The organism is Streptomyces sp. NPDC101178, from assembly GCF_044767965.1.
GTDB lineage: Bacteria > Actinomycetota > Actinomycetes > Streptomycetales > Streptomycetaceae > Streptomyces.
In genome coordinates, this window is record NZ_JBIWOZ010000002.1 from 957,491 (window position 1) to 977,809 (window position 20,319).

Below are 20,319 nucleotides of genomic sequence, written 5' to 3' on the forward strand. Positions count from 1 at the left end.
CTGGTGGCCGCTCCCTTGTTGTAAGGGGACGACCCCGACCCCGGAGGAGCCCCCGCATGTTCCTGAACCGCCGCACCCCCGAGCTCCCCACCCCGGAGCAGGCCCTGCGCGGCCGCCCCGTCCCCGAATTCACCGTCCCCTCCCGCCACACGGTGCTCGGCAACCCGCTGGTGGGCCCGTACCCGGAGGGCCTGGAGGTGGCGGACTTCGCGCTCGGCTGCTTCTGGGGCGCGGAGCGGAAGTTCTGGCAGACGGAGGGCGTCTGGACGACGCTGGTCGGCTACCAGGGCGGCTACACCGAGAACCCGACGTACGAGGAGGCCTGCTCGGGCCTGACCGGCCACACGGAGGCGGTCCGCGTCGTCTTCGACCCGGCTGTGGTGTCGTACGAGGAGCTGCTGAAGCTCTTCTGGGAGTCCCACAACCCGACCCAGGGCTTCCGCCAGGGCAACGACGTGGGCACCCAGTACCGCTCCGCGGTCTACACCCACTCCCCCGCCCAGGCAGCGGCGGCCGACGCCTCCCGCGAGACGTACCAGAAGGTCCTGACGGCCTCGGGCCACAAGGAGATCACCACGGAGATCCTCCCGGCCGACGGCCGCCCGTTCTGGCCGGCGGAGGCGTACCACCAGCAGTACCTGGACAAGAACCCGGGCGGTTACTGCGGGATCGGCGGTACGGGAGTCTCCTGCCCGATCGGCGTGGCGCCGGTCGAGGGCTGAGGGGGCCTATCCCTGGGGGCGTCGACCGACCTCTCGGGGCGGCGGCCGAGCGTACGCCTCGGGGCGGCGGCCGACCGGCGCGCGGACGTCAGCCGAGCATCGCGGGCAGCAGTCGGCGCAGCAGCCGTTCGAACAGGGCGTCCCGCTCGGCCGGGCCCACCGGGGGTGGCGGGCCCGCCGTCTTGAGGGCGGCCAGCAGGTGCGGGTGGCGGCCCTCGGCGGCGACGGCGGCCAGGTGGGCCGCCTGGGCGGGCGGGTCACCGGCGCCGGTGGCCCCGTCGGCGGCCGTCGCGGCCCCGCGGCGGGCGAAGAGCGTGGCCAGGCCGCCCAGGAGGCCGATCGCCTCCAGCTTCTGCCGGCTCGTTCCGGGTGCAGGGGCCATCAACGCCAGGGCGTGGTCCAGGTAGTCGATCGCGTGCGGGCCGAGTACCTCGCCGCGGCGGTCGTTCAGCTCCGCGAGCCAGGGGTGGCGGGTGTGGGCGGCCTTGGACCGGAGGGCCAGGGCGACGAGATCGCCGAGCCAGTCGCCGCCGGGGGCGGCGGAGAGGTCCAGCTCGCCCGCGACCGCGTCGGCCATGAGATCCAGCAGTTCGTCGCGGCTCCCCACATAGCGGTAGAGCGAGGCGGGCCCGGTGCCCAGCCGCTGCGCGAGTGCGCGCATGGACACGGCCGCCAGTCCTTCGGCGTCCGCCAGGGCGACGGCGGCGGCGGTGATCTCGTACCGGCTCCGCTCGGGCGCTGGTCCGCGCGCGCCCCGCTCGGGGCGTGACCACACGGTCGTCGGCCGGGTCTCGCCGTCTGCCACGGCCCGCCACCTTCCCTCGCACCTCAGCTCTTCGGACGGCTGTAGTCTAATACTGCGAACATCGATCGCAGTATTAGGCAGTCAGCAGCATGAGGCAGTCAAAGGAGCCCGCCATGGCCTGGACCGAACGCCGCTTCGCCCGCAACGGTGCGGTCGAGCTCGCCCACGACCGGCTTCAGGAGGGCACGGACGCCGAGCCGCTGCTCCTGGTGATGGGGCTGGCCGTCTCCCGGCACTGGTGGCCCGGGGAGCTGTGCGCGGCCTTCGCCGACGCCGGGTTCGCCGTCGCCCGCTACGACCAGCGGGACGCGGGCGAGTCCACCCGGCTGCCGAAGCCCGCCGCCCGGGGCAACCCCTTCGCCGCCCTGGCCGCCGGCCGTGGTGCCGCCTACACCGCCGAGGACCTGGCCGACGACGCCGTCGCCGTCATGGACGCGCTCGGCTGGGAGTCGGCGCACCTCTTCGGGCACTCGCTCGGCGGGGTCGTCGCCCAGCGTGTCGCGCTGCGCCACCCGGACCGGGTGCGCACGCTCACCTCGTCGGCCGCGCTGCCGAGCGATGTCGGCGGGCTCGGCGCCTTCCGCCACCTGCGCCTGCCCACCCTCGCGAAGTTCGCCCGCATCAAGCCCGCCGGGGACCGGGAGGGCCGGATCGCGGCGGGGCTCGCGGTGGCGCGGCTCTGCGCGTCGCCGGGCCACCCGTTCGACGAGGCGGAGGCCCTGGAACGGATCACCGCCGACGTGGACACCGGGATCGCGGACCCGGACGCCCAGTCCCGCCAGATCGGCGCCCGATGGAGCGGCCCACTTCTGGCCGAACTGCGCGTCCCCACCCTGGTGTTGCACGGTACGGACGACCCGCTGCTCAAGCCCTCCGCCGGACGGGCCACCGCCGCCGCGATCCCCGGCGCCCGCCTCGTACTCCAGCCGGGCGTCGGCCACGACATCCCGCGCGAGCGCCACGCGGCGGTCGCGGCAGAGGTGCGGGCGCTCGCGGACCGGGCGAGGGCGGGCGGACGCCCGTAGAGGTGCGGGCGCTCGCGGACCGGGCAAGGGTGGGCGTCGCGGCCGCCGGACGGAAACCCGGATGCCATGGGGTGGCACGCGCAATTACGCTGCCCGGATGGCAACGCTCAGGAAAGTCCAGGTCACCTTCGACTGCGCGCGGCCCGAGCGCCTCGCCCGGTTCTGGTGCGAGGTGCTGGGGTACGAAGTTCCACCGGTACCCGAAGGGTTCGCGGCCTGGGACGACTACAACAGTTCACTGCCGCCGGAGGACCGGGACGCGTGGTTCGCCTGTACCGACCCGTCGGGAGTGGGCCCGCGCCTGTTCTTCCAGCGCGTCCCCGAGGGCAAGGTCGTCAAGAACCGGGTCCACCTGGACGTGCGGGCCGGCACCGGACTCGTCGGTGCGGAGCGGCTCGCCACGCTGGAGGCCGAGCGCGACCGGCTGGTGGCGCTCGGCGCGGTGTGTGAGCGCGTGATGGTCGCCGACGAGGAGAACGAGTCGTGCATCGTGATGCAGGACATCGAAGGCAACGAGTTCTGCCTCGACTGAGGCGGAGGCACGTGCCGTCGGCGCAGAGCCTTTCCGGGCTCTGCGCCGACGGCACGTGTCGTTCTTCGGCTACGGCGCCCAGGGGCCGAGCATGTCCGTCATCGCGTCCGTCAACGCCATCTGCAGCAGCGGGCCGTAGGTGATCCGGCCGACGCCGAGGCGGCGGAAGCGATCGAGGTCGTGCTTGACCGGGTGGGCCGTGGAGTTGACGGGTACGGAGACGGCGGCCGTCACGGCCGCGAGCAGCTCGTCGTCGTCCTGGATCTTCACCGGGTAGACGCTGTCCGCACCGGCCTGCTCCAGGGCCAGCAGCCGCTCGATCGCCTCGTCGAGGACGGCGGCGGCGTCCTCCGCGTGCGCGAAGAGGTCGGTGCGCCCGTTGATCCAGACCGGAACACCCGCGTCGTCGGCCGCCGCGCGCAGGCCCGCGATGTAGCTCGCGTGTTCCTGCGTGGTGCGGACCCGGCCGCCCTCCGAGTGGACGGTGTCCTCGATGTTGAGGCCGACGCCGCCGACCTCGACCAGTCCGGCGACGAGATCCGCGGGCTTCTGCCCGTACCCGGCCTCCAGGTCCACGGAGACGGGGATGTCGACGGCCGCGATGATCGGCCGGACGGCGGCGAGCACCTCCTCGAAGGTCTGCCCCTCCTGGTCCTCGGCCCCGCGCGAGTCGGCGAGCGGATGGCTGCCGACTGTCAGCGCGGAGAACCCGGCGGCGGCCGCCGTCCGCGCGGACCAGGCGTCCCAGACGGTCGGCAGCACGAGCGGCTGGTGGTCGGCGTGCAGCTGCTTGAGGCGCTGAGCGCGCTCAACTGTGGTGCGAAAGTCCATGCCGAGGACCGTACCCCCGGATCGGCCCGGCATCCGCTCAAGCGGCGAGCCGTACGGTGCCCGTCGGAGGGCCGGCGCGGCGGGCGCCGAGGCTCTCGGTCCGGGACCGTGCCCCGGAGAGCCTGATCAGCTCCCCCTGGGCCAGCGCGAGGACATCGGCGAGGCTCAGCCCGAGCGCCTGCGCGGCGGCGGCCAGCACCTCGGACGAGGCCTCCTTGCGGCCGCGCTCCACCTCGGAGAGGTAGGCCATCGATATCCGCGCGGCGTCGGCCACGTCCTTCAACGTCCGCTCCTGGGACAGCCGTTCTCTCCGGAGTACGTCCCCGACGAGGTCACGCCAGAGCGGCTCCCGGGCCGGAGTGGGCCCGGGCGTCGCCGGGAACGGGCGCAGCGGGACGATGCGGGCCTGGTTCGTCGCTCGGATGGTCACCGCTCCAGCCTAGGAGCCGTACCCCCGGCAGGCACGGCTCAGGCGTTGCGCTCCGGGCGGATCCGCTGAGGGCGAAGTGGCGTGACAGAGCGGCCGCTGGAAGAGGGCGAAGTGCCGTGCCGGAGCGGCCGCGTGGGAGAGGCGCCGGCGGGGGTTCCCACACGGGCCGGCGCCTCTCCCGTCATGCGTCAGATCAGCCCTTGCGCCAGCATCGCGTCCGCCACCAGCTCGAAGCCGGCGATGTTCGCGCCCACCACATAGTTGCCGGGGCTCCCGTACCGCTCGGCGGTCGCGAAGCAGGAGTCGTGGATGTGGCGCATGATCTCGGCGAGGCGCTCCTCGGTGTGGGCGAAGGTCCAGGAGTCGCGGGAGGCGTTCTGCTGCATCTCCAGCGCGCTCGTCGCGACGCCGCCCGCGTTGGCCGCCTTGCCCGGGGCGAAGGCGACGCCCGCCTGCTGGAAGACGTCGACCGCTTCCGGCGTGGTGGGCATGTTGGCGCCCTCCGCGACGGCCTTGACCCCGTTGCGTACGAGTTCCAGCGCGTCGGCCTCGTGCAGCTCGTTCTGCGTGGCGCAGGGCAGGGCCACGTCCACGGGGACCGACCACACTCCCGTACCGGGAACGAAGCGGGCGTGGGCGCCGCGGCGCTCCGCGTACTCGGAGACCCGGCCCCGCCCCGCCTCCTTGATCTCCTTCAGGAGGGCGAGGTCGATGCCCTTCTCGTCGACGACGTAGCCGCCGGAGTCCGAGCAGGTGATGACGGTCGCGCCGAGCTGCTGGGCCTTCTCGACGGCGTAGATGGCCACGTTGCCGGAGCCGGAGACCGCGACGGTCTGGCCCTCCAGCGACTCGCCCCGGCTGCGGAGCATCTCGGCGGTGAACAGGACCGTGCCGTAGCCGGTGGCCTCCGTACGGGCCTGGGCGCCGCCCCAGCCGAGGCCCTTGCCGGTGAGGACGCCGGACTCGTACCGGTTGGTGATCCGCTTGTACTGGCCGAAGAGGTAGCCGATCTCGCGACCGCCGACGCCGATGTCACCGGCGGGGACGTCGGTGTACTCGCCGAGGTGGCGGTGGAGCTCGGTCATGAACGACTGGCAGAACCGCATGATCTCGGCGTCCGAGCGGCCCTTGGGGTCGAAGTCCGCACCGCCCTTGCCGCCGCCGATGGGCATGCCGGTGAGGGCGTTCTTGAAGATCTGCTCGAAGCCGAGGAACTTCACGATGCCGAGGTTGACGGAGGGGTGGAAGCGCAGGCCGCCCTTGTAGGGGCCGAGCGAGCTGGAGAACTCGACGCGGAAGCCGCGGTTGACGTGGATGTCGCCGGAGTCGTCGGCCCACGGCACCCGGAAGATCAGCTGGCGCTCCGGCTCGCATATGCGCTCGATGATGCTCGCGTCCACGAACTCGGGACGCTGCGTCAGCACGGGGCCGAGCGTCTCCAGGACCTCGCGGACCGCCTGGTGGAACTCCTTCTCGCCCTGGTTGCGCCGCAGGATCTCGGCGTAGAGCGACTCGATGACCCGGTGGGCGGATGCGGACAGAGGAGCGGGGTCAGGGGTGAGCGGCATCTGATCAAGACCTTCCGTGGGTCGGCTCGTGCGCGTCGGCGCCCCCGTCCTGGGAGCGCCACCGTCGTACGTCCCGATTGTCCCGCGTCGCCTGATGATCTTCGACGCGCATCCACATGCTGGCCATCCGGGCCCCTACCGCGCCTCCTCGGAGAACGGCGTGTCGCTCCACCGGAACCAGGCCCGGTCGCCCTGGATGTGCAGCAGGAACTCGGCGACCGCCTCACCCTCCGGACCGGCCAGTGCGAGCGTGCTGTTCACCTCGCAGCAGACCCGCTCCCACGCCTCCGCGCTCTCGTCGCTCTCGTCCTCGTCCAGCCTTTCCATGAGGGCCAGTTCGCGGTCGAAGAGCTCGCGTAGGGCGGTGTCGAAGGCCGGGCCCGGGATGAACCGGCCGCGCAGCCAGGGGAAGTCGGGGTCGTCCACCGCGATCTCCCCGACGAGTTCCGTGCCGCGCCGCAGCCTCCATATGGTGCCGTCGAACCCCATGGTCGCCCCCGTACGTACTCGTGCATCCGTTCCCGTCACCGTAAGGGATTGGTGAAAGCTGCCAGAGGCCAGGGAGTTACCCGCCAGGAACCGCGACACCTCGCCTGACGATCAGTCATGATGCTCCCCATGACGAAGCCGCGGGGGCAGCGGAGAGTGCAATCTCCTTATCAGCCAAGGTTGTTGTACGGAACCGGCCGCGCTCCTGGGGAGGTGCGACAGCCCCGTCTCCCCCGGGGCACGGGCGAGACGCGCCGCTACCTGGCGGTCGGGCTCGACTGCTACCTGTGCCTGCTGGTCGTCGGCCTGCTGGTGCACTCCTGCCTGGGCGCGCCGGGCGCGGGGGCGGGCCGGACGGCGGCGGTGCTCGTCGCCCAGCTGACCGTGCTGTCCTTCGCCAACCAGGTGCTGCTGACGATGGCGGTACGGGCCAGCGCCGGAAAGCTGATCATGGGCGTACGGGTGATCCGGCTGCCGGACGCGGGCCGTCCGGAGTTCCGCCGCCTGGTCCTGCGCTGGCTCTACGGCCTGCTCTGGCTGCCGCTCCAGCCCTGGCACCACCTCCGCCGGACAGCCGCCGCACCACCGCCCCGGGAGCGCCTCGGCGGCTGCCCCCGGGCCGCGGCCCAGCACACGGACCTGGCGGGGGTCCGCCAGGTCCACCGCAGCGATCTGCGGTACTACCGGGAGGCGGTGGAGGGGCGGGCGGGCTGACCCTGCTCCGTGCGGTCCCGGGCCGCCCTCATCGCCGCCGCCGTCGCCGACGCGTCGTACTCCGGGCCGACGCCGGGCACGATGATCACGTCACCGTCGATGTGCCGGGTGCGCAGCGGCAGGATCTCCTGGTAGGCGGGGGACGCGTACCAGGCGCGGATCTCCTCGGTGCCGGGGAAGGCGATGACGACCAACGCGCCGGGCCACTCCCCCTCCACCACCTCCACCTCGGCCCCGTGCACCAGGAAGCGGCCGCCGTAAGGCTCCATGGTGGACTGGATGCGCTCGATGTAGCTCAGCACCTCGTCGTGGGCGGGGCCGTCGACGGGGCGCAGGTGGGCGAGGGCGTACGCGGTCATGGTCCGGTCCTCCGGGGTGGGCGTGGCGTGGTCCTTCGGTACGCCTCCGATGCTGCCGGGCGGGGCGCAGGGCGTCGATTACCTCGGAGGTCATGGCGGTGGTCCATGCGCCGGAGCGTGCTGGTTCTGCACTGTTTCTGTGACCACGACTGCGGCTGCCTGCGTTGTCCGGGCCGGTGCGGCGCTTCCCGGACCTCCGGCTACCGCGCTGCCCACGCCAGGCCATCGACGTGCTCACCGACCGAACCCCCGTGTGGGCCCAGGTGGCGGACCGCCCGTCCATACCGCAGCGGCCGCCGAGGCGCGAGCGTCGCGGGACAGGAGGTCCACGCACGCCGAAGGCGGCGGCACCCCGGATACGTTCCGGGGTGCCGCCGCCTTCGGACGGGGACGGGGGTGGTGGGGCAGGGGGCAGCGGATCAGGCGGCGGAGCCGGCCTTCCACTGGGCCCAGTCCATGTTCCAGCCGTTCAGGCCGTTGTCCGGCTTGATGGTCTTGTCCGGGGAGTTCTTGACGATGACCACGTCGCCGACCATGGAGTTGTCGTAGAACCAGGCACCCGGCGCGTTCGGGTCGTTGGCGCCCTTCACGTCCGCCAGGCCCACGCAGCCGTGGCTGGTGTTGGCCTGGCCGAAGATGCCCTTGCCCCAGTAGTTGCCGTGGATGAAGGTGCCCGAGGTGGACAGGCGCATCGCGTGCGGCACGTCCTTGATGTCGTACTCGCCCTTGCCGTCGTCATCGGTGAAGCCGACGGTGGCGCCGTTCATCCGGGTCTCCTTGTGCTTCTCGGAGATCACCATCTCACCGTTGTACGTGGGGTTCTCGGGCGCGCCCGCGGAGATCGGGATGGTCTTGATCGTCTTGCCGTCGCGGGTGACCGTCATCATCTTGGTCTTCGCGTCGACGGTGGAGACCTGGTTGCGGCCGACCTTGAACGTCACGGTCTTCTGCTGCACGCCGACGACACCGTCCGCGCCCTCGACGCCGTCGAGCGCCAGCTTCAGCGTGACGGTGGAGCCGCCCTGCCAGTAGTCCTCCGGGCGGAAGTCCAGACGCTGGCTGTTGAACCAGTGGCCCACGACCTCCTGGCCGCTGCTGGAGGTCACGGTGATGCCGTCCTGGACGGCCTTCTTGTCCGTGATCTCCTTGTTGAAGTTGATCGAGACGGGCATCCCGACGCCGACGGTGGAGCCGTCCTCGGGCGTGAAGTTCCCGATGAAGCTGTTGTCGGGCGAGACGGTGGTGAAGGAGCTGTTCTCGTGGGCCTTGCGGCCCTTCGCGTCCTCCGCCGTGGCGTCGATCTTGTACGTGGTGGAGCGTTCGAGCTGGCCGGCGGGCTTCCAGCTGGAGCCGTCGGCGGCCAGCGTGCCCTCGACCGCCTTGCCCTCCGCCGTGGTCATGACGACCTCGGTGAGCTTGCCCTTGGTGACGGAGACCTGGGCGGCGTTGTTGATGCTGGCGTTGGTGGCGCCGTTCTCCGGCTTGATCGCTATCTGCGCCTCGGACGCGTCTTCGGCGGCGGCCTTGTCGACCTCCTGCGCCTGTGACGACTCCGAACTGGCGGCGCCCGTCTTCTTCTCACCGCCGTCGTCGGTACAGGCCGAAAGCACCAGCACGCCGCCGAGCAGTGCGGACGCGGCCGCGAGGCCCTTGCGCCGCTTGCTGTCCGTCATCACACGCTTCTCCATCGTTGCCGATTCCCCAAAATCCCCGAACGGGGCTGCCAGGCGGCGATTCCCCGTCAATGTTCCAAGAACACCTGGAACGAACGCTCCGTTCCACATCCACCGAGGATGTGGGGAACACCACTCATCGACGCGGTCGCGGCAGCGGCGGTTCCCACTGCCGGGTCCGGATACGGAGCCGCCGCACAGCACGGCCCCGGTCCGCGGTGAAGCAGGGCCGGGGCCGGTGTTCTCACACGTCAGACCCGCTGCGCGAGGTCACCGTCCTCGCCGTCGTTCCTCCCATTGTGCGCGACCGCGCCGCCGTACCCCTCCTCCTCGTCCCCGGTCCCGGCCAGGAACGGACCGTCCTCGTCGTCCTCGTCCTCGTCCCAGCCCTCTTCGTCGGGGTCGTACTCGACGCTCTCGCTGCTCCAGGACGCCTGTGCCAGCTCGACCCCGGGCACCTCGCTGACCAGGTCGAACGGATCGATCAGCGACGCGAGGGCCTCTGCTCCGTCTGCCCGGACGGTGGCCTCGGCATGCATCCGCTCCTCGGCGGTGTCGCTCTCGGTGATACCCGATACCGGTTCCCCGTACTCGGCGGCGATGGATTCGAGCGCGGTGCCGGTGAGGGCGTCGAGGTCGGTGATCTCCAGCACCATCTCCACGCGAACGCGAACAAATCCGGATGTCTCTTCAGTGCTCATACTCCGGAGCGTATGGCTCCTGGCAGCCACGACTTTCCTCCGACCCGCTGCTTTGCTTAGCATCGGCCCACGGGGCTAACTCATGGTTGTCGCAAGGGGATCGAAACTGTGTCCGTCACTCGCCGCACACTCCTGACCGCCACCGCCGCGGGCACGCTGCTGGCCGCACTCTGGTTCGTCCCGTCGGCCAACGCGACCGTCGAGACCGCTGCCGACCCGGCGATCCGGAGCGTTCAGCCGGCCGCCGCGTCCGACGACACCGACGCCGCACCGCAACTCGCCGAGACCGGCGTGGGTGTCGACACCACCCCGTATCTGATCGGCGGCACGGCGCTGCTGGGCCTCGGTGCCGGCTTCGTGACCTACTCGGTACGCCGTTCCGGGGGCGGAGCCCGCCCGGCGCTCTGAGCCCGTACCCGCGAAAGGGCTGCCACACCCCCCGGTGCGGCAGCCCTTTCGTGCGCGTACGGGACCGGCTCCTCAGGCCAGCGGCCCCGAGACCGGCTCCACCGCCGCCACCAGAGCGCCTTCCCGTACGAACGTGTCCGCGGCGGCCAGGTCCGGCGCCAGGAAGCGGTCCGGGCCCGGTCCCTGCGCACCCGCCGCCCGCAGCGCGGCCACGGCGGCCTGTGAGGCGGCTGCCGGGACCAGGCCCTCGGCGGCCCGGATCTCCACCGCGCGGGTCGCCGCGTACAGCTCCACGGCGACGATCCGCGCCAGGTTGTCCACCGCCGTGCGGAGCTTGCGCGCCGCCGACCAGCCCATGGAGACGTGGTCCTCCTGCATCGCGGAGGACGGGATCGAGTCGGCGGAGGCGGGGACGGCCAGCCGCTTCATCTCGCTGACCAGGGCGGCCTGCGTGTACTGGGCGATCATCAGTCCCGAGTCGACCCCGGCGTCGTCCGCGAGGAACGGCGGCAGGCCGTGCGAGCGGTTCTTGTCGAGGAGGCGGTCGGTGCGGCGCTCGCAGATCGAGCCGAGGTCGGCGGCGACGATGGCGAGGAAGTCCAGGACGTACGCGACGGGCGCGCCGTGGAAGTTGCCGTTGGACTCCACCCGGCCGTCGGGCAGCACCACCGGGTTGTCCACGGACGAGGCCAGCTCGCGGCCCGCGACCACGGCCGCGTAGTCCAGGGTGTCGCGGCCCGCGCCGTTGACCTGGGGGGCGCAGCGTACGGAGTAGGCGTCCTGCACCCGGGGCGCGTCGTCCTGGTGATGGCCCGTCAGCCCGGATCCCGCCAGCACCCGCAGCATGTTGTCCGCGCTGGCGCCCTGGCCGGGGTGCGGGCGGATGGCGTGCAGCTCGGGCGCGAGGACCTTGTCCGTGCCGAGCAGCGCCTCCAGGGAGAGGGCGGCGGTGATGTCGGCGGAGGTGTAGAGGGTACGGAGGTCGGCGAGGGCCATGACCAGCATGCCGAGCATCCCGTCGGTGCCGTTGAGGAGGGCCAGGCCCTCCTTCTCGCGCAGCTCGACCGGGGTGATGCCGTGCGCGGCGAGCAGCTCGCCCGCCGGGCCGACCGTGCCGTCGGGACCCTCCGCATCGCCCTCGCCCATCAGGGTGAGCGCGCAGTGCGAGAGCGGCGCGAGGTCGCCGGAGCAGCCGAGCGAACCGTACTCGTGGACGACCGGCGTGATGCCCGCGTTCAGCACGTCCGCCATGGTCTGCGCGACCTCCGGGCGTACGCCGGTGTGGCCGGAGGCGACCGTCTTGAGCCGGAGGAACATCAGCGCGCGCACGACCTCGCGCTCGACGCGGGGGCCCATGCCCGCCGCGTGCGAGCGGACGATGTTGCGCTGGAGTTGGGCGCGCAGCTCGGTGCTGATGTGGCGGCTGGCGAGGGCGCCGAAGCCGGTGGAGACGCCGTAGACCGGCTCGGGCTTGGCCGCGAGCGCGTCCACGATGAGGCGGGAGGCGGCCAGCGCGTCCACGGCTGCGGTGGAGAGCTCCACCCGGGCGCCGTGGCGGGCCACGGCGACGACGTCCTCGGCGGTGGTTCCGGACGTCCCCACCACGACAGTGTGCATATCCATATTCAGCAGCGTACGGATTGAAACCCGCTATGTCACTAGCGGTTCCGCGCAGAGACCCTTACCCGCCTGTCCGTACGGTCACGGGCGGTTGCCGCGCAGCCTGCGGCGGTCGTGCGCCGACTTCGGCGGCGAGTCCGCGAGCCGGATGACCTCGCCGTCCCGCCCGGCCACCACCGGCCGCAGCGAGCGGGCCGCCTTGGCCCGGTACTGCGCGGCGTCCGCCAGCCGGAACAGCCGGCGGGCCGAGCGCACCGGGCCGATCGGGTCGCCGGTCGACGCGACCCCGCAGGCGACCCCGTCGCCGAGCTCGATCACCGCCGCCCGGTCGCACAGCTCGGTGGCGACGCCCACCACGTCGTCCGCCTCAGGCCCGTCCGCCACCAGGCAGAACTCGTCGCCGCCGAGCCGGGCGGCCAGCGCGTCCGGGAGCATCGCGCCGCAGAGCGAGAGCACCGAGCCGAAACGTTCCAGCAGACGGTCACCGACCGCGTGGCCATGGGTGTCGTTCACCGTTTTCAGGCCGTTGAGGTCGCAGACGACGAGGCTGACGACGACCCCGGCGGTGCGGTGCGCCTCGATCGCCTCGTCGAGCCGGATGTCGACGGCCCGGCGGTTGGCGAGGCCGGTCAGCGGGTCGGTGAAGGCCAGTTTGCGGACCTCCTCCAGCCGTTCGGTCTGGGCGATCCCGGAGGCCACGACGGCGGCGAGCACGGTCGCGAAGTTGGCGTCGTCCCGGTCGAACACCGGCTTTCCCGCCTGCCGCGCCACATACAGCTCGCCCCAGGCCCGCCCGTGCAGCACGATCGGCGCGACCACACAGCAGCTACGGCCGCGCCGGCGCAGCGCCGCCACCCGCTGGTGGCAGTACGGGCGCGCGCCGCGCGCCGGGCCGCCCGCGCCGGGCAGGCCGTCGGCGGTCTCGACCCAGGCGTCGGGCTCACCGCCGCCGGCCCAGCGCTCGTGCAGGAACTCGGTGATCTCCGGGAACTCGTGGACCGGGTAGGCCTCCTCCTCGGGGAACTCCTCCTCCCCCTCGGCCCGCTGCCCCGCGTTGACCAGGACCCGCAGCCTGCCCCGGTCCCGCTCCCACACCGACAGTGCGGCGAAGCTGCCGCCCAGCGCCTCGCAGGCCCCCAGCGCGGCCGCCCGCCACGAATCGCGCGGCGTGTAGGCCGCGGCCATCGTCTGCGCCAGCGAAACCACGGCCCGCAGCCGAGCATCGTCTTCACCCATTTATCCAGCTTATGTAGTTTTTTTGCCTTTTGATCAGTTTGATGAGCAACTAATTTCCGGCGTCACCCGGCGGGCGGCCCGGGGCACCCAGCGGCGGTCACTCACCCGGCCACCGCGGGCTCCGCTTCTCGTTGAAGGCGGCCACACCCTCCGCCCGGTCACCGGAGAAGGCCACCGACCGCCAGGCCGCGTCCTCCACCTCCAGGCCCGCCCGCAGGTCGAGCCCGTGCCCCAGCCGGAGCGCCTTCTTGGCCGCCCGCAGCCCGACCGGCGAGTTGGCGGCCATCCGGGCCCCGAGCGCGAGCGCCTCCTCCCGGTCCTGCCCCGCCGCCACCAGCTCGTCCACCAGCCCCAGCTCCCGCGCCTCGGCCGCCTCGACCCGCCGCGCGGTGAACACCAGCTCGGCGGCGCGCGCCGCCCCCACCCGGCGCGGCAGCAACTGCGTACCGCCGCCGCCCGGGATGACGCCCACCGACACCTCGGGGAGTCCGACCACGGCGGTGGCGTCGGCGACGATCACATCGCAGGCGAGGGCCAGCTCGAAGCCGCCGCCGAGGGCGAAGCCGTGCACGGCGGCGATCGTCGGCATCGGCAGCTCCAGGACCCCGGTGTAGGCGGCCCGGGCGGTGGGCCGCTGGCGTACCAGCTCGGCGTCGGTGAAGGAGTTCCGCTCCTTGAGGTCGGCGCCCACGCAGAAGGCCCGCTCATGGCTGGAGGTGAGAACGGTGACGCGGACGTCCCGGTCGGCGCCGAGCGCCTCGCAGGCGGCGGCGATGGAGCGGGCCATGTCGGTGGAGACGGCGTTCATGGCCTTCGGCCGGTCGAGGACCAGCTCGGCCACATGCTCCTGGCCCGCGTGCCGCCGTACGACGACGAACTCCCCGAACCGCTGCTCGGACGTGACGGTCATGGCTGCACCCCTGTCGGTCGACTGCCGGTGAACGCCGGTTAACCGGCGTCGTCGACAGGGATCCTAGACAGGGCGCACCGGGAACCGACAGGGCGAGCCCGTGAAGCGGTAGGGCTCAGGATCCCGTCTTGCCGCGCCGGGCCAGCAGCCACGGCTCCACCACACCGAGCCCGCGCACCGGCCGCTGCCACATCGGCTGGAGTCCGAAGCGGTACGTCGGCAGCGGCGGCTCCTCCGCCGCCTCACGGCCCTCCTTCTCGGCCAGCCGCGCCCGCTCGGCGGCGGCCGCGACCTCCTCGGCGGCCTGGGCCTCCGACTCCGGGGCGTCCCCGTGCCGGACCAGCTCCTTGGCGAACGCCCCGTCCACCAGGACGGCGTCCTTCGGAGCTATCGAGGTGAGCCGGCTGGCGAGGTTCACCGTGGTGCCGAAGACATCGCCCATGCGGGTGGTGACCGTGCCGAAGGCGATGCCGACGCGCAGCGAGGGCATCGCCTCGTCCTGGGACATCGCCTCGATCAGCCGGAGCGCTATCTCGGACGCCGTGCCCGCGTCGTCGGCGGCGAAGAGCACCTCGTCGCCGAGGGTCTTGATGAGCCGGCCGCCGTGCGCGGCGACCAGGTCGGCGGCGGTCGTCTCGAAGGACTCGACCAGCTCGCCGAGCTCCTCCTCCTCCAGCCGCCGGGTCAGCCGGGTGAAGCCGACGAGGTCCGCGAAGCCGACGGCCAGGCGCCGGTCGACCATCTCGTCGTCGTCCGCCGCCTGCACGACCCGGCCGGTCGCGGCGGCCAACTGCCGCCGCCACACGTAGACCAGGAACTCCTGGAGCTCCGGCAGCAACAGCTCGACCAGCGGATACGTGACTTCCGTACGGGTCATCCCCGGCTCCGGCGGCTCGGTGAGCCCCTCCAGGAACGAGTCGATCTGCCACTCCGCCAGCCGCGCGGTGGTCTGCCCGGTCGAACGGGCCACCTGGATCGCCATCGGCTCACTGAGCAGCCCGGCCTCCACCAGACCGGCGAGCCGGCGCAGGGCCAGCACGTCGGCCTCGGTGAGCGCCTTGGCCTGGCCGATGTCGGCGAAGCCCATGGCCCGCCAGAACCGGGAGGCCAGGTCCATGGAGACGCCGGCGGTACGGGCGGCCTGGAAAGGCGTGTAGCGGCGGTCGGCCCCGAGGATCAGGGCTTCGAGGCGGATCGCGAGCGGGTCGTCGGTCGGCTCTGCCGTGTGGTCGACCTCCAGATGCGGCGTGGCATGGACCGAGGAGTCCGACGGGGGCTCCTCGCCCGCGCCGGACGTCGTGTCGCCGACGGTCACCAGCCGCCTCCTGCCCGTTCCCTGCGCACTGCCTGCCGATCTGTCGCTGATCGCCTCGGCGCCGATCTGTAATGATCTGTCGCCGGATCGCCTCAACAATACGGCAGATGTGCCCTAGCTCACGTCGTTGGTTGCCCGATACGGGTGCGTCGCGCGTGACATCTACCGGCTACGCGGTATCCACCCCGCCCCACGCCCTTCGCGGGCTCCTCCCGGGTGAGCCCGCCCGGCCCGCCTCAGGTGAGCCCGCCCGCCGCGCCGCGCAGGTGCACGATGTCGCCGGCCGAGACCGGTTGCTGGAGCCCGTCCTCGGTGGAGAGCACCAGCCGGCCGTCGCCGTCGATCGCGACGGCCTGTCCGACCAGCGCGTCACCGCCCGGCAGCTCGGCCCGTACGGTCCGGTCGAGCGTCGCGCACCCGGCCGCGTACGCCGCCTGGAGCCCGCTCGCCGCCGCGTCACCACCTGCCGCCTTCCACCCCCCGTACCAGTGCTCCAGCGAGCGCAGCACGGACCTCAGCAGGGTCTCCCGGTCGGTGGAGACGGCTCCGGCGAGCGCGAGCGAACCGGCGGTGGGTGCGGGCAGCTCGTCGGCGCGGAGCGAGACGTTGATGCCGAGGCCGACCACGATGCCGTCTCCGGCGAACTCGCCGAGGATGCCGCCGGCCTTGCGCTCCTCGCCCGGTGGGGTCTCCCCCGGACGGAGCTCGCCGGAGCCCGTGGGGACCGTGACCAGCAGGTCGTTGGGCCACTTGAGTGCCGTGTCGACGCCCGCCGACTTCGCGAGGCCGGTCGCGGCGGCCACTCCGGCGAGCAGCGGCACCCACCCCCACCGCTCCACCGGCACGTCCTCGCCGGGCTCCAGGTAGACCGAGAAGAACAGCCCGGAACGCGGCGGCGCGGTCCAGCTCCGCTCCAGCCGGCCGCGCCCGGCGGTCTGCTCCTCCGCGACCAGGACCGCGCCTTCGGCCAGGCCGCCGGAGCGGGCCCGTCCGGCGAGGTCGGAGTTGGTCGACCCGGTGGTCTCCACGACCTCCAGCTCGCTCCAGAGCGACTCCGGCCGCAGCAGCCCGCGGCGCAGGGCGGTCGCGTTCAGAGGCGGCCTGTCCAGGTCCGACCAGCGATTGTGTGGCGCATCCGGTGGTGTCATGCAAGCCACCCTAGGTGTGGCAAAGGACGCACTGCCTTTCCGCAGACGCGCCGATACGCTACGAGTCAGTAGCCGAGGAGTGACGGACCAGAGTTGCCTGACCCGTTACGTACCAGCGTTGCGCAACCACAAGTTACGAGCCAGTAGCCGCAGAGCCGGACAGACGACCGCCCGTCCCCCCGTGACCGTTCACCGGTCGTCGTCCCCGTGACCAGGCAGGGAGCCGCCCCCCGATGTCCGAGCCGCAGAGCGACATCCACACCACCGCGGGCAAGCTCGCGGACCTGAGGCGCCGCATTGACGAAGCGACGCACGCGGGTTCGGCCCGCGCGGTCGAGAAGCAGCACGCCAAGGGCAAGCTGACGGCCCGTGAGCGGGTCGAGCTGCTGCTCGACGAGGGCTCCTTCGTGGAGCTCGACGAGTTCGCCCGGCACCGCTCCACCAACTTCGGCATCGAGAAGAACCGCCCGTACGGCGACGGTGTCGTCACCGGATACGGCACGGTCGACGGCCGCCCGGTCTGCGTGTACTCGCAGGACTTCACCATCTTCGGCGGATCGCTCGGCGAGGTCTACGGCGAGAAGATCGTCAAGGTCATGGACTTCGCGCTGAAGACCGGCTGCCCGGTCATCGGCATCAACGACGGCGGCGGCGCCCGCATCCAGGAGGGTGTGGCGGCGCTCGGCCTGTTCGCCGAGATCTTCCGCCGCAACGTGCACGCCTCCGGCGTGATCCCGCAGATCTCGCTGATCGTCGGCCCGTGCGCGGGCGGTGCGGTCTACTCCCCCGCCATCACCGACTTCACGGTGATGGTCGACCAGACCTCGCACATGTTCATCACCGGGCCCGACGTCATCAAGACGGTCACCGGTGAGGACGTCGGCTTCGAGGAGCTGGGCGGAGCCCGTACGCACAACACCACCTCCGGGGTGGCGCACCACATGTCGGGCGACGAGAAGGACGCCATCGAGTACGTCAAGTCGCTGCTCTCCTACCTCCCTTCGAACAACCTCTCCGAGGCGCCGGCCTTCCCGGAGGAGGCGGATCTCGCGGTCACCGACGAGGACCGCGAGCTGGACACGCTGATCCCGGACTCGGCGAACCAGCCGTACGACATGCACACCGTGATCGAGCACGTCCTGGACGACGCCGAGTTCCTGGAGACCCAGGCCCTGTTCGCGCCGAACATCATCACCGGCTTCGGGCGGGTGGAGGGCCACCCGGTCGGGATCGTCGCCAACCAGCCGATGCAGTTCGCCGGCTGCCTGGACATCGACGCGAGCGAGAAGGCGGCCCGCTTCGTCCGGACCTGCGACGCGTTCAACGTGCCGGTCATCACCTTCGTGGACGTGCCGGGCTTCCTGCCGGGCGTGGACCAGGAGTACGGCGGCATCATCCGGCGCGGCGCCAAGCTGATCTACGCGTACGCGGAGGCGACGGTCCCGCTGATCACCGTCATCACGCGCAAGGCGTTCGGCGGCGCGTACGACGTGATGGGCTCCAAGCATCTGGGCGCCGACCTGAACGTGGCCTGGCCGACCGCGCAGATCGCCGTCATGGGCGCGCAGGGCGCGGTGAACATCCTGCACCGCCGCACCATCGCGGCCGCCGAGGACCCGGACGCGACGCGCGCCGAGCTGATGGCGGACTACGAGGACGCGCTGCTCAACCCGTACGTGGCGGCCGAGCGCGGCTACGTCGACGCGGTGGTCATGCCGTCCGAGACCCGGGCCCACATCGTGAAAGGGCTGCGTCAGCTCCGTACGAAGCGGGAATCACTGCCTCCGAAGAAGCACGGCAACATCCCGCTGTAGCCGCCCGGCCCGTCACAGAGAGGTCTGCCCATGATCAGGGTCGTACGGGGCAACCCGACCCCCGAGGAGCTGGCCGCCGCCCTGGCGGTGGTCCAGGCCCGCGCCGCGGCGAGCGCCGCCGTCTCGTCCGGCGCGCCCGTCCCGCCCGAGCAGTGGTCCGACCCGGGCCGCATCGCCCGTACGGACCGCCCGCGGCCGGGCCCGCGAGCCTGGGCCCGGACGTACTGGCCGGCCTGAACCGGACCGGGCGCCGCCGCTTCTTGAGTACCCGTACTCAGGCGCGGCGGCGCCCGGCGCGGGCAGGATCGGAGGCATGCTGTGGTCCGACCCCGAGAACAAGCCGCCGAAGGACCTGCGCGACGCCCAGGACATGATGCGCCGCGCGGGTTTCGTGCTCGCGCTGGCGATGGTGGTCGCGATGTTCGTGCTCGGCACCCGCTGAACCTCTTCGGTACGGGGCCGGCTCCGGCCCCTTCTACGATGGCCGGTATGACTGATCAGCGCCGCCTCGTGCTCGCCTCCGCCTCCCCCGCCCGCCTCGGCCTGCTGCGCCAGGCGGGTTTCGCCCCCGAGGTGATCGTCAGCGGGGTCGACGAGGACGCCCTGTCCGCACCGACCCCCGCCGAGCTGGCCCTGGTGCTGGCCCGGGCCAAGGCGTCGGCGGTCGCGGAGCGGCCCGAAGCGGCGGGAGCACTGGTCATCGGCTGCGACTCGGTCCTCGAACTGGACGGCGAGGCGCTCGGCAAGCCGGCCGACGCCGAGGAGGCCACTGCCCGCTGGAAGGCGATGCGCGGCCGGTCCGGCGTCCTGCAGACCGGCCACAGCGTGATCGACACCGCCTCGGGCCGCCACGCCTCGGCGACGGCGTCCACCGTCGTACGGTTCGGCGAGCCGACCGACGCCGAGGTCGCCGCGTACGTCGCGTCCGGCGAGCCGCTGCACGTGGCCGGGGCCTTCACCCTGGACGGCCGCTCGGCTCCGTTCGTCGACTCGATCGAGGGCGACCACGGCAATGTGATCGGCCTCTCGCTGCCGCTGCTGCGCCGCCTGCTCGGCGAACTGGGCATCTCGGTCACGGAGTTGTGGGCCTGAGACAGGCTTCCGGGCGTTCCGGTCTCTCCCGGCGGCGGCTCAGGCCGCCGCCGGGGCCGCCGCGTCGCCGACCCGGTCCTCGCCACGGTCCTCGGGCCCGTACGCGAGCAGGGTGAGGACCAGCAGGGCCAGCACCACCATCATGAAGGCGAACGCGGCCCACCCGACCAGTCCCACGGTCACCGCGCCGAGCACGCCGTGCACCACCGCGCAGCCGATCAGCACGATCCGCCCGAACCGCCCCGGCGCCCGGTCCCGGACCCCGGCCAACAGCGCGATCAGCCCGCACCCGATGAGCAGCACGGCGGAGACCCCGCCCAGCACCCAGGTTCCGGCGGTCATGGCCTTCGGGTCCATGCCGGCCAGCGACATGTTCTGGTTCTCGGTGACCGTGGCGAGGACGGCGTTGATCACGAAGATGCCCACCGCCTCCCCGAACAGCACGAGCGCGGTCACGGTCGCCACCGTTCTGCGCAGCAAGGCGCCACCCCCTGTTACTCGTGGTACGCGTGTGGGGCGGACCCTACTCACCGGTATTCCTCCGGACAAGGGGTCGGGCCGTTCCGCACGTCCGGCAAAGAATCCGTCGGCCGTTCGTAGGGACTCCACAAAGAAACGCCGTGAGGCGTTGACCCCTCAGACAGAGACCTGCACCACACCGGATGATTACTGTGCGGTTGTAGAACCCGGCGTACCGTGGTGCCACAAGGGATTTCCCTACTGAGGCAAGCCTCGAATCACACTCCGTGTGGGCAAGCTCACCATTGGGGACGGGTCGTAGCGCCGTGTTGGTAGTCCCTAAACTCAGCTTGTTTCCAGGAGGGAGTCATCGTGCGCAAGGTGCTCATCGCCAACCGTGGCGAAATCGCTGTCCGCGTTGCTCGGGCGTGCCGGGATGCGGGGATCGCGAGCGTGGCGGTCTACGCC

24 protein-coding genes are annotated in these 20,319 nt (G+C 72.0%); 10 read left to right on the forward strand and 14 right to left on the reverse strand.

Annotation, left to right across the window (positions count from 1 at the left end; all coding sequences use genetic code 11):
* Positions 1-56 precede the first annotated feature (56 nt).
* Positions 57-722 carry a peptide-methionine (S)-S-oxide reductase MsrA gene (gene msrA, locus ACIRR8_RS08400; protein WP_404060577.1) on the forward strand — a complete coding sequence of 222 codons (666 nt, stop codon included), beginning with the start codon at positions 57-59 and terminating at the stop codon, positions 720-722.
* An 88-nt stretch (positions 723-810) separates the two neighbouring features.
* On the opposite strand, the gene ACIRR8_RS08405 is transcribed toward msrA, so the two are convergent.
* Positions 811-1,527, reverse strand: coding sequence for a TetR/AcrR family transcriptional regulator (locus ACIRR8_RS08405; protein WP_404060580.1), 717 nt, complete (start codon positions 1,525-1,527; stop codon positions 811-813).
* 113 nt (positions 1,528-1,640) lie between these two features.
* Here ACIRR8_RS08405 and ACIRR8_RS08410 point away from each other — a divergent pair, with 113 nt between their 5' ends.
* Positions 1,641-2,552 carry an alpha/beta fold hydrolase gene (locus ACIRR8_RS08410; RefSeq protein ID WP_404060582.1) on the forward strand — a complete coding sequence of 304 codons (912 nt, stop codon included), beginning with the start codon at positions 1,641-1,643 and terminating at the stop codon, positions 2,550-2,552.
* A 97-nt stretch (positions 2,553-2,649) separates the two neighbouring features.
* Complete coding sequence (locus ACIRR8_RS08415; RefSeq protein ID WP_404060584.1) at positions 2,650-3,084, forward strand: VOC family protein; 435 nt, start codon at positions 2,650-2,652, stop codon at positions 3,082-3,084.
* Positions 3,085-3,153: 69 nt separating this feature from the next.
* Here the strand turns inward: ACIRR8_RS08415 and ACIRR8_RS08420 are convergent, their stop codons facing one another.
* The 4 genes from ACIRR8_RS08420 to ACIRR8_RS08435 all read right to left on the reverse strand — a co-directional run bounded on the left by ACIRR8_RS08420 (position 3,154) and on the right by ACIRR8_RS08435 (position 6,402).
* The gene (locus ACIRR8_RS08420) at positions 3,154-3,915 is read right to left on the reverse strand and encodes an isocitrate lyase/phosphoenolpyruvate mutase family protein (RefSeq protein ID WP_404060586.1); all 762 of its coding nucleotides are present in this window, start codon (positions 3,913-3,915) and stop codon (positions 3,154-3,156) included.
* A 37-nt stretch (positions 3,916-3,952) separates the two neighbouring features.
* Positions 3,953-4,345: a helix-turn-helix domain-containing protein gene (locus ACIRR8_RS08425; protein WP_404060588.1), complete on the reverse strand. Its 393-nt coding sequence runs from the start codon at positions 4,343-4,345 to the stop codon at positions 3,953-3,955.
* Between the two features lie 188 nt (positions 4,346-4,533).
* Positions 4,534-5,913, reverse strand: coding sequence for an NADP-specific glutamate dehydrogenase (gene gdhA, locus ACIRR8_RS08430; RefSeq protein WP_404060591.1), 1,380 nt, complete (start codon positions 5,911-5,913; stop codon positions 4,534-4,536).
* A gap of 135 nt (positions 5,914-6,048) precedes the next feature.
* The gene (locus tag ACIRR8_RS08435) at positions 6,049-6,402 is read right to left on the reverse strand and encodes a hypothetical protein (protein WP_404060594.1); all 354 of its coding nucleotides are present in this window, start codon (positions 6,400-6,402) and stop codon (positions 6,049-6,051) included.
* A gap of 213 nt (positions 6,403-6,615) precedes the next feature.
* Here ACIRR8_RS08435 and ACIRR8_RS08440 point away from each other — a divergent pair, with 213 nt between their 5' ends.
* Positions 6,616-7,116 (forward strand): RDD family protein, encoded by a 501-nt coding sequence (locus ACIRR8_RS08440; RefSeq protein ID WP_404060597.1) that lies wholly within the window; start codon positions 6,616-6,618, stop codon positions 7,114-7,116.
* Here the strand turns inward: ACIRR8_RS08440 and ACIRR8_RS08445 are convergent.
* The 3 genes from ACIRR8_RS08445 to ACIRR8_RS08455 form a co-directional block, all read right to left on the reverse strand.
* Positions 7,083-7,475 (reverse strand): DUF1330 domain-containing protein, encoded by a 393-nt coding sequence (locus tag ACIRR8_RS08445; protein ID WP_404060600.1) that lies wholly within the window; start codon positions 7,473-7,475, stop codon positions 7,083-7,085. The genes ACIRR8_RS08440 and ACIRR8_RS08445 overlap by 34 nt on opposite strands.
* A 419-nt stretch (positions 7,476-7,894) precedes the next feature.
* Entirely contained in the window at positions 7,895-9,163 is a 1,269-nt protein-coding gene (locus ACIRR8_RS08450) for an Ig-like domain-containing protein (protein ID WP_404060603.1), read from the reverse strand.
* A gap of 236 nt (positions 9,164-9,399) precedes the next feature.
* Positions 9,400-9,804, reverse strand: coding sequence for a hypothetical protein (locus tag ACIRR8_RS08455; protein WP_404060764.1), 405 nt, complete (start codon positions 9,802-9,804; stop codon positions 9,400-9,402).
* 153 nt (positions 9,805-9,957) lie between these two features.
* On the opposite strand from ACIRR8_RS08455, the gene ACIRR8_RS08460 reads away from it, so the two are divergent.
* Positions 9,958-10,257: a hypothetical protein gene (locus ACIRR8_RS08460; protein ID WP_404060606.1), complete on the forward strand. Its 300-nt coding sequence runs from the start codon at positions 9,958-9,960 to the stop codon at positions 10,255-10,257.
* Between the two features lie 72 nt (positions 10,258-10,329).
* Here the strand turns inward: ACIRR8_RS08460 and hutH are convergent, their stop codons facing one another.
* The 5 genes from hutH to ACIRR8_RS08485 form a co-directional block, all read right to left on the reverse strand.
* Complete coding sequence (hutH, locus tag ACIRR8_RS08465) at positions 10,330-11,880, reverse strand: histidine ammonia-lyase (RefSeq protein WP_404060608.1); 1,551 nt, start codon at positions 11,878-11,880, stop codon at positions 10,330-10,332.
* A 78-nt stretch (positions 11,881-11,958) separates the two neighbouring features.
* Entirely contained in the window at positions 11,959-13,113 is a 1,155-nt protein-coding gene (locus ACIRR8_RS08470; protein ID WP_404060611.1) for a diguanylate cyclase domain-containing protein, read from the reverse strand.
* 97 nt (positions 13,114-13,210) lie between these two features.
* Positions 13,211-14,023, reverse strand: a complete 813-nt coding sequence (locus tag ACIRR8_RS08475) for an enoyl-CoA hydratase/isomerase family protein (protein ID WP_404060614.1) — start codon at positions 14,021-14,023, stop codon at positions 13,211-13,213.
* A 115-nt stretch (positions 14,024-14,138) separates the two neighbouring features.
* Positions 14,139-15,338, reverse strand: coding sequence for an adenylate/guanylate cyclase domain-containing protein (locus ACIRR8_RS08480; RefSeq protein WP_404060616.1), 1,200 nt, complete (start codon positions 15,336-15,338; stop codon positions 14,139-14,141).
* A gap of 236 nt (positions 15,339-15,574) precedes the next feature.
* Positions 15,575-16,486, reverse strand: a complete 912-nt coding sequence (locus ACIRR8_RS08485) for a biotin--[acetyl-CoA-carboxylase] ligase (protein ID WP_404060618.1) — start codon at positions 16,484-16,486, stop codon at positions 15,575-15,577.
* Between the two features lie 233 nt (positions 16,487-16,719).
* On the opposite strand from ACIRR8_RS08485, the gene ACIRR8_RS08490 reads away from it, so the two are divergent.
* The 4 genes from ACIRR8_RS08490 to ACIRR8_RS08505 all read left to right on the forward strand — a co-directional run bounded on the left by ACIRR8_RS08490 (position 16,720) and on the right by ACIRR8_RS08505 (position 19,392).
* A complete protein-coding gene (locus ACIRR8_RS08490) occupies positions 16,720-18,300 on the forward strand; it encodes an acyl-CoA carboxylase subunit beta (RefSeq protein ID WP_404060620.1) in 1,581 nt (526 codons plus the stop codon).
* Positions 18,301-18,330: 30 nt separating this feature from the next.
* Entirely contained in the window at positions 18,331-18,537 is a 207-nt protein-coding gene (locus ACIRR8_RS08495; RefSeq protein WP_109163943.1) for an acyl-CoA carboxylase epsilon subunit, read from the forward strand.
* Positions 18,538-18,613: 76 nt separating this feature from the next.
* Complete coding sequence (mmpB, locus tag ACIRR8_RS08500; protein ID WP_404060622.1) at positions 18,614-18,742, forward strand: morphogenic membrane protein MmpB; 129 nt, start codon at positions 18,614-18,616, stop codon at positions 18,740-18,742.
* A 38-nt stretch (positions 18,743-18,780) separates the two neighbouring features.
* A complete protein-coding gene (locus ACIRR8_RS08505; protein WP_404060624.1) occupies positions 18,781-19,392 on the forward strand; it encodes a Maf family protein in 612 nt (203 codons plus the stop codon).
* Positions 19,393-19,431: 39 nt separating this feature from the next.
* Here the strand turns inward: ACIRR8_RS08505 and ACIRR8_RS08510 are convergent, their stop codons facing one another.
* A complete protein-coding gene (locus ACIRR8_RS08510; RefSeq protein ID WP_404060767.1) occupies positions 19,432-19,869 on the reverse strand; it encodes a hypothetical protein in 438 nt (145 codons plus the stop codon).
* Between the two features lie 354 nt (positions 19,870-20,223).
* Between ACIRR8_RS08510 and ACIRR8_RS08515 the strand changes: the two genes are divergently transcribed.
* The coding region (locus ACIRR8_RS08515) for a biotin carboxylase N-terminal domain-containing protein (RefSeq protein ID WP_279617129.1) at positions 20,224-20,319 on the forward strand (96 nt) is incomplete at its 3' end.

Excerpts from the sequence above, each read along its gene's own strand:
- msrA (WP_404060577.1), top strand. The coding sequence starts at position 57 with ATGTTCCTGAACCGCCGCACCCCCGAGCTCCCCACCCCGGAGCAGGCC.
- ACIRR8_RS08410 (WP_404060582.1), top strand. The coding sequence starts at position 1,641 with ATGGCCTGGACCGAACGCCGCTTCGCCCGCAACGGTGCGGTCGAGCTC.
- ACIRR8_RS08415 (WP_404060584.1), top strand. The coding sequence starts at position 2,650 with ATGGCAACGCTCAGGAAAGTCCAGGTCACCTTCGACTGCGCGCGGCCC.
- ACIRR8_RS08420 (WP_404060586.1), bottom strand. The coding sequence starts at position 3,915 with ATGGACTTTCGCACCACAGTTGAGCGCGCTCAGCGCCTCAAGCAGCTG.
- gdhA (WP_404060591.1), bottom strand. The coding sequence starts at position 5,913 with ATGCCGCTCACCCCTGACCCCGCTCCTCTGTCCGCATCCGCCCACCGG.
- ACIRR8_RS08435 (WP_404060594.1), bottom strand. The coding sequence starts at position 6,402 with ATGGGGTTCGACGGCACCATATGGAGGCTGCGGCGCGGCACGGAACTC.
- ACIRR8_RS08445 (WP_404060600.1), bottom strand. The coding sequence starts at position 7,475 with ATGACCGCGTACGCCCTCGCCCACCTGCGCCCCGTCGACGGCCCCGCC.
- ACIRR8_RS08450 (WP_404060603.1), bottom strand. The coding sequence starts at position 9,163 with ATGGAGAAGCGTGTGATGACGGACAGCAAGCGGCGCAAGGGCCTCGCG.
- ACIRR8_RS08455 (WP_404060764.1), bottom strand. The coding sequence starts at position 9,804 with ATGGTGCTGGAGATCACCGACCTCGACGCCCTCACCGGCACCGCGCTC.
- hutH (WP_404060608.1), bottom strand. The coding sequence starts at position 11,880 with ATGGATATGCACACTGTCGTGGTGGGGACGTCCGGAACCACCGCCGAG.
- ACIRR8_RS08470 (WP_404060611.1), bottom strand. The coding sequence starts at position 13,113 with ATGGGTGAAGACGATGCTCGGCTGCGGGCCGTGGTTTCGCTGGCGCAG.
- ACIRR8_RS08475 (WP_404060614.1), bottom strand. The coding sequence starts at position 14,023 with ATGACCGTCACGTCCGAGCAGCGGTTCGGGGAGTTCGTCGTCGTACGG.
- ACIRR8_RS08485 (WP_404060618.1), bottom strand. The coding sequence starts at position 16,486 with ATGACACCACCGGATGCGCCACACAATCGCTGGTCGGACCTGGACAGG.
- ACIRR8_RS08490 (WP_404060620.1), top strand. The coding sequence starts at position 16,720 with ATGTCCGAGCCGCAGAGCGACATCCACACCACCGCGGGCAAGCTCGCG.
- ACIRR8_RS08495 (WP_109163943.1), top strand. The coding sequence starts at position 18,331 with ATGATCAGGGTCGTACGGGGCAACCCGACCCCCGAGGAGCTGGCCGCC.
- mmpB (WP_404060622.1), top strand. The coding sequence starts at position 18,614 with ATGCTGTGGTCCGACCCCGAGAACAAGCCGCCGAAGGACCTGCGCGAC.
- ACIRR8_RS08505 (WP_404060624.1), top strand. The coding sequence starts at position 18,781 with ATGGCCGGTATGACTGATCAGCGCCGCCTCGTGCTCGCCTCCGCCTCC.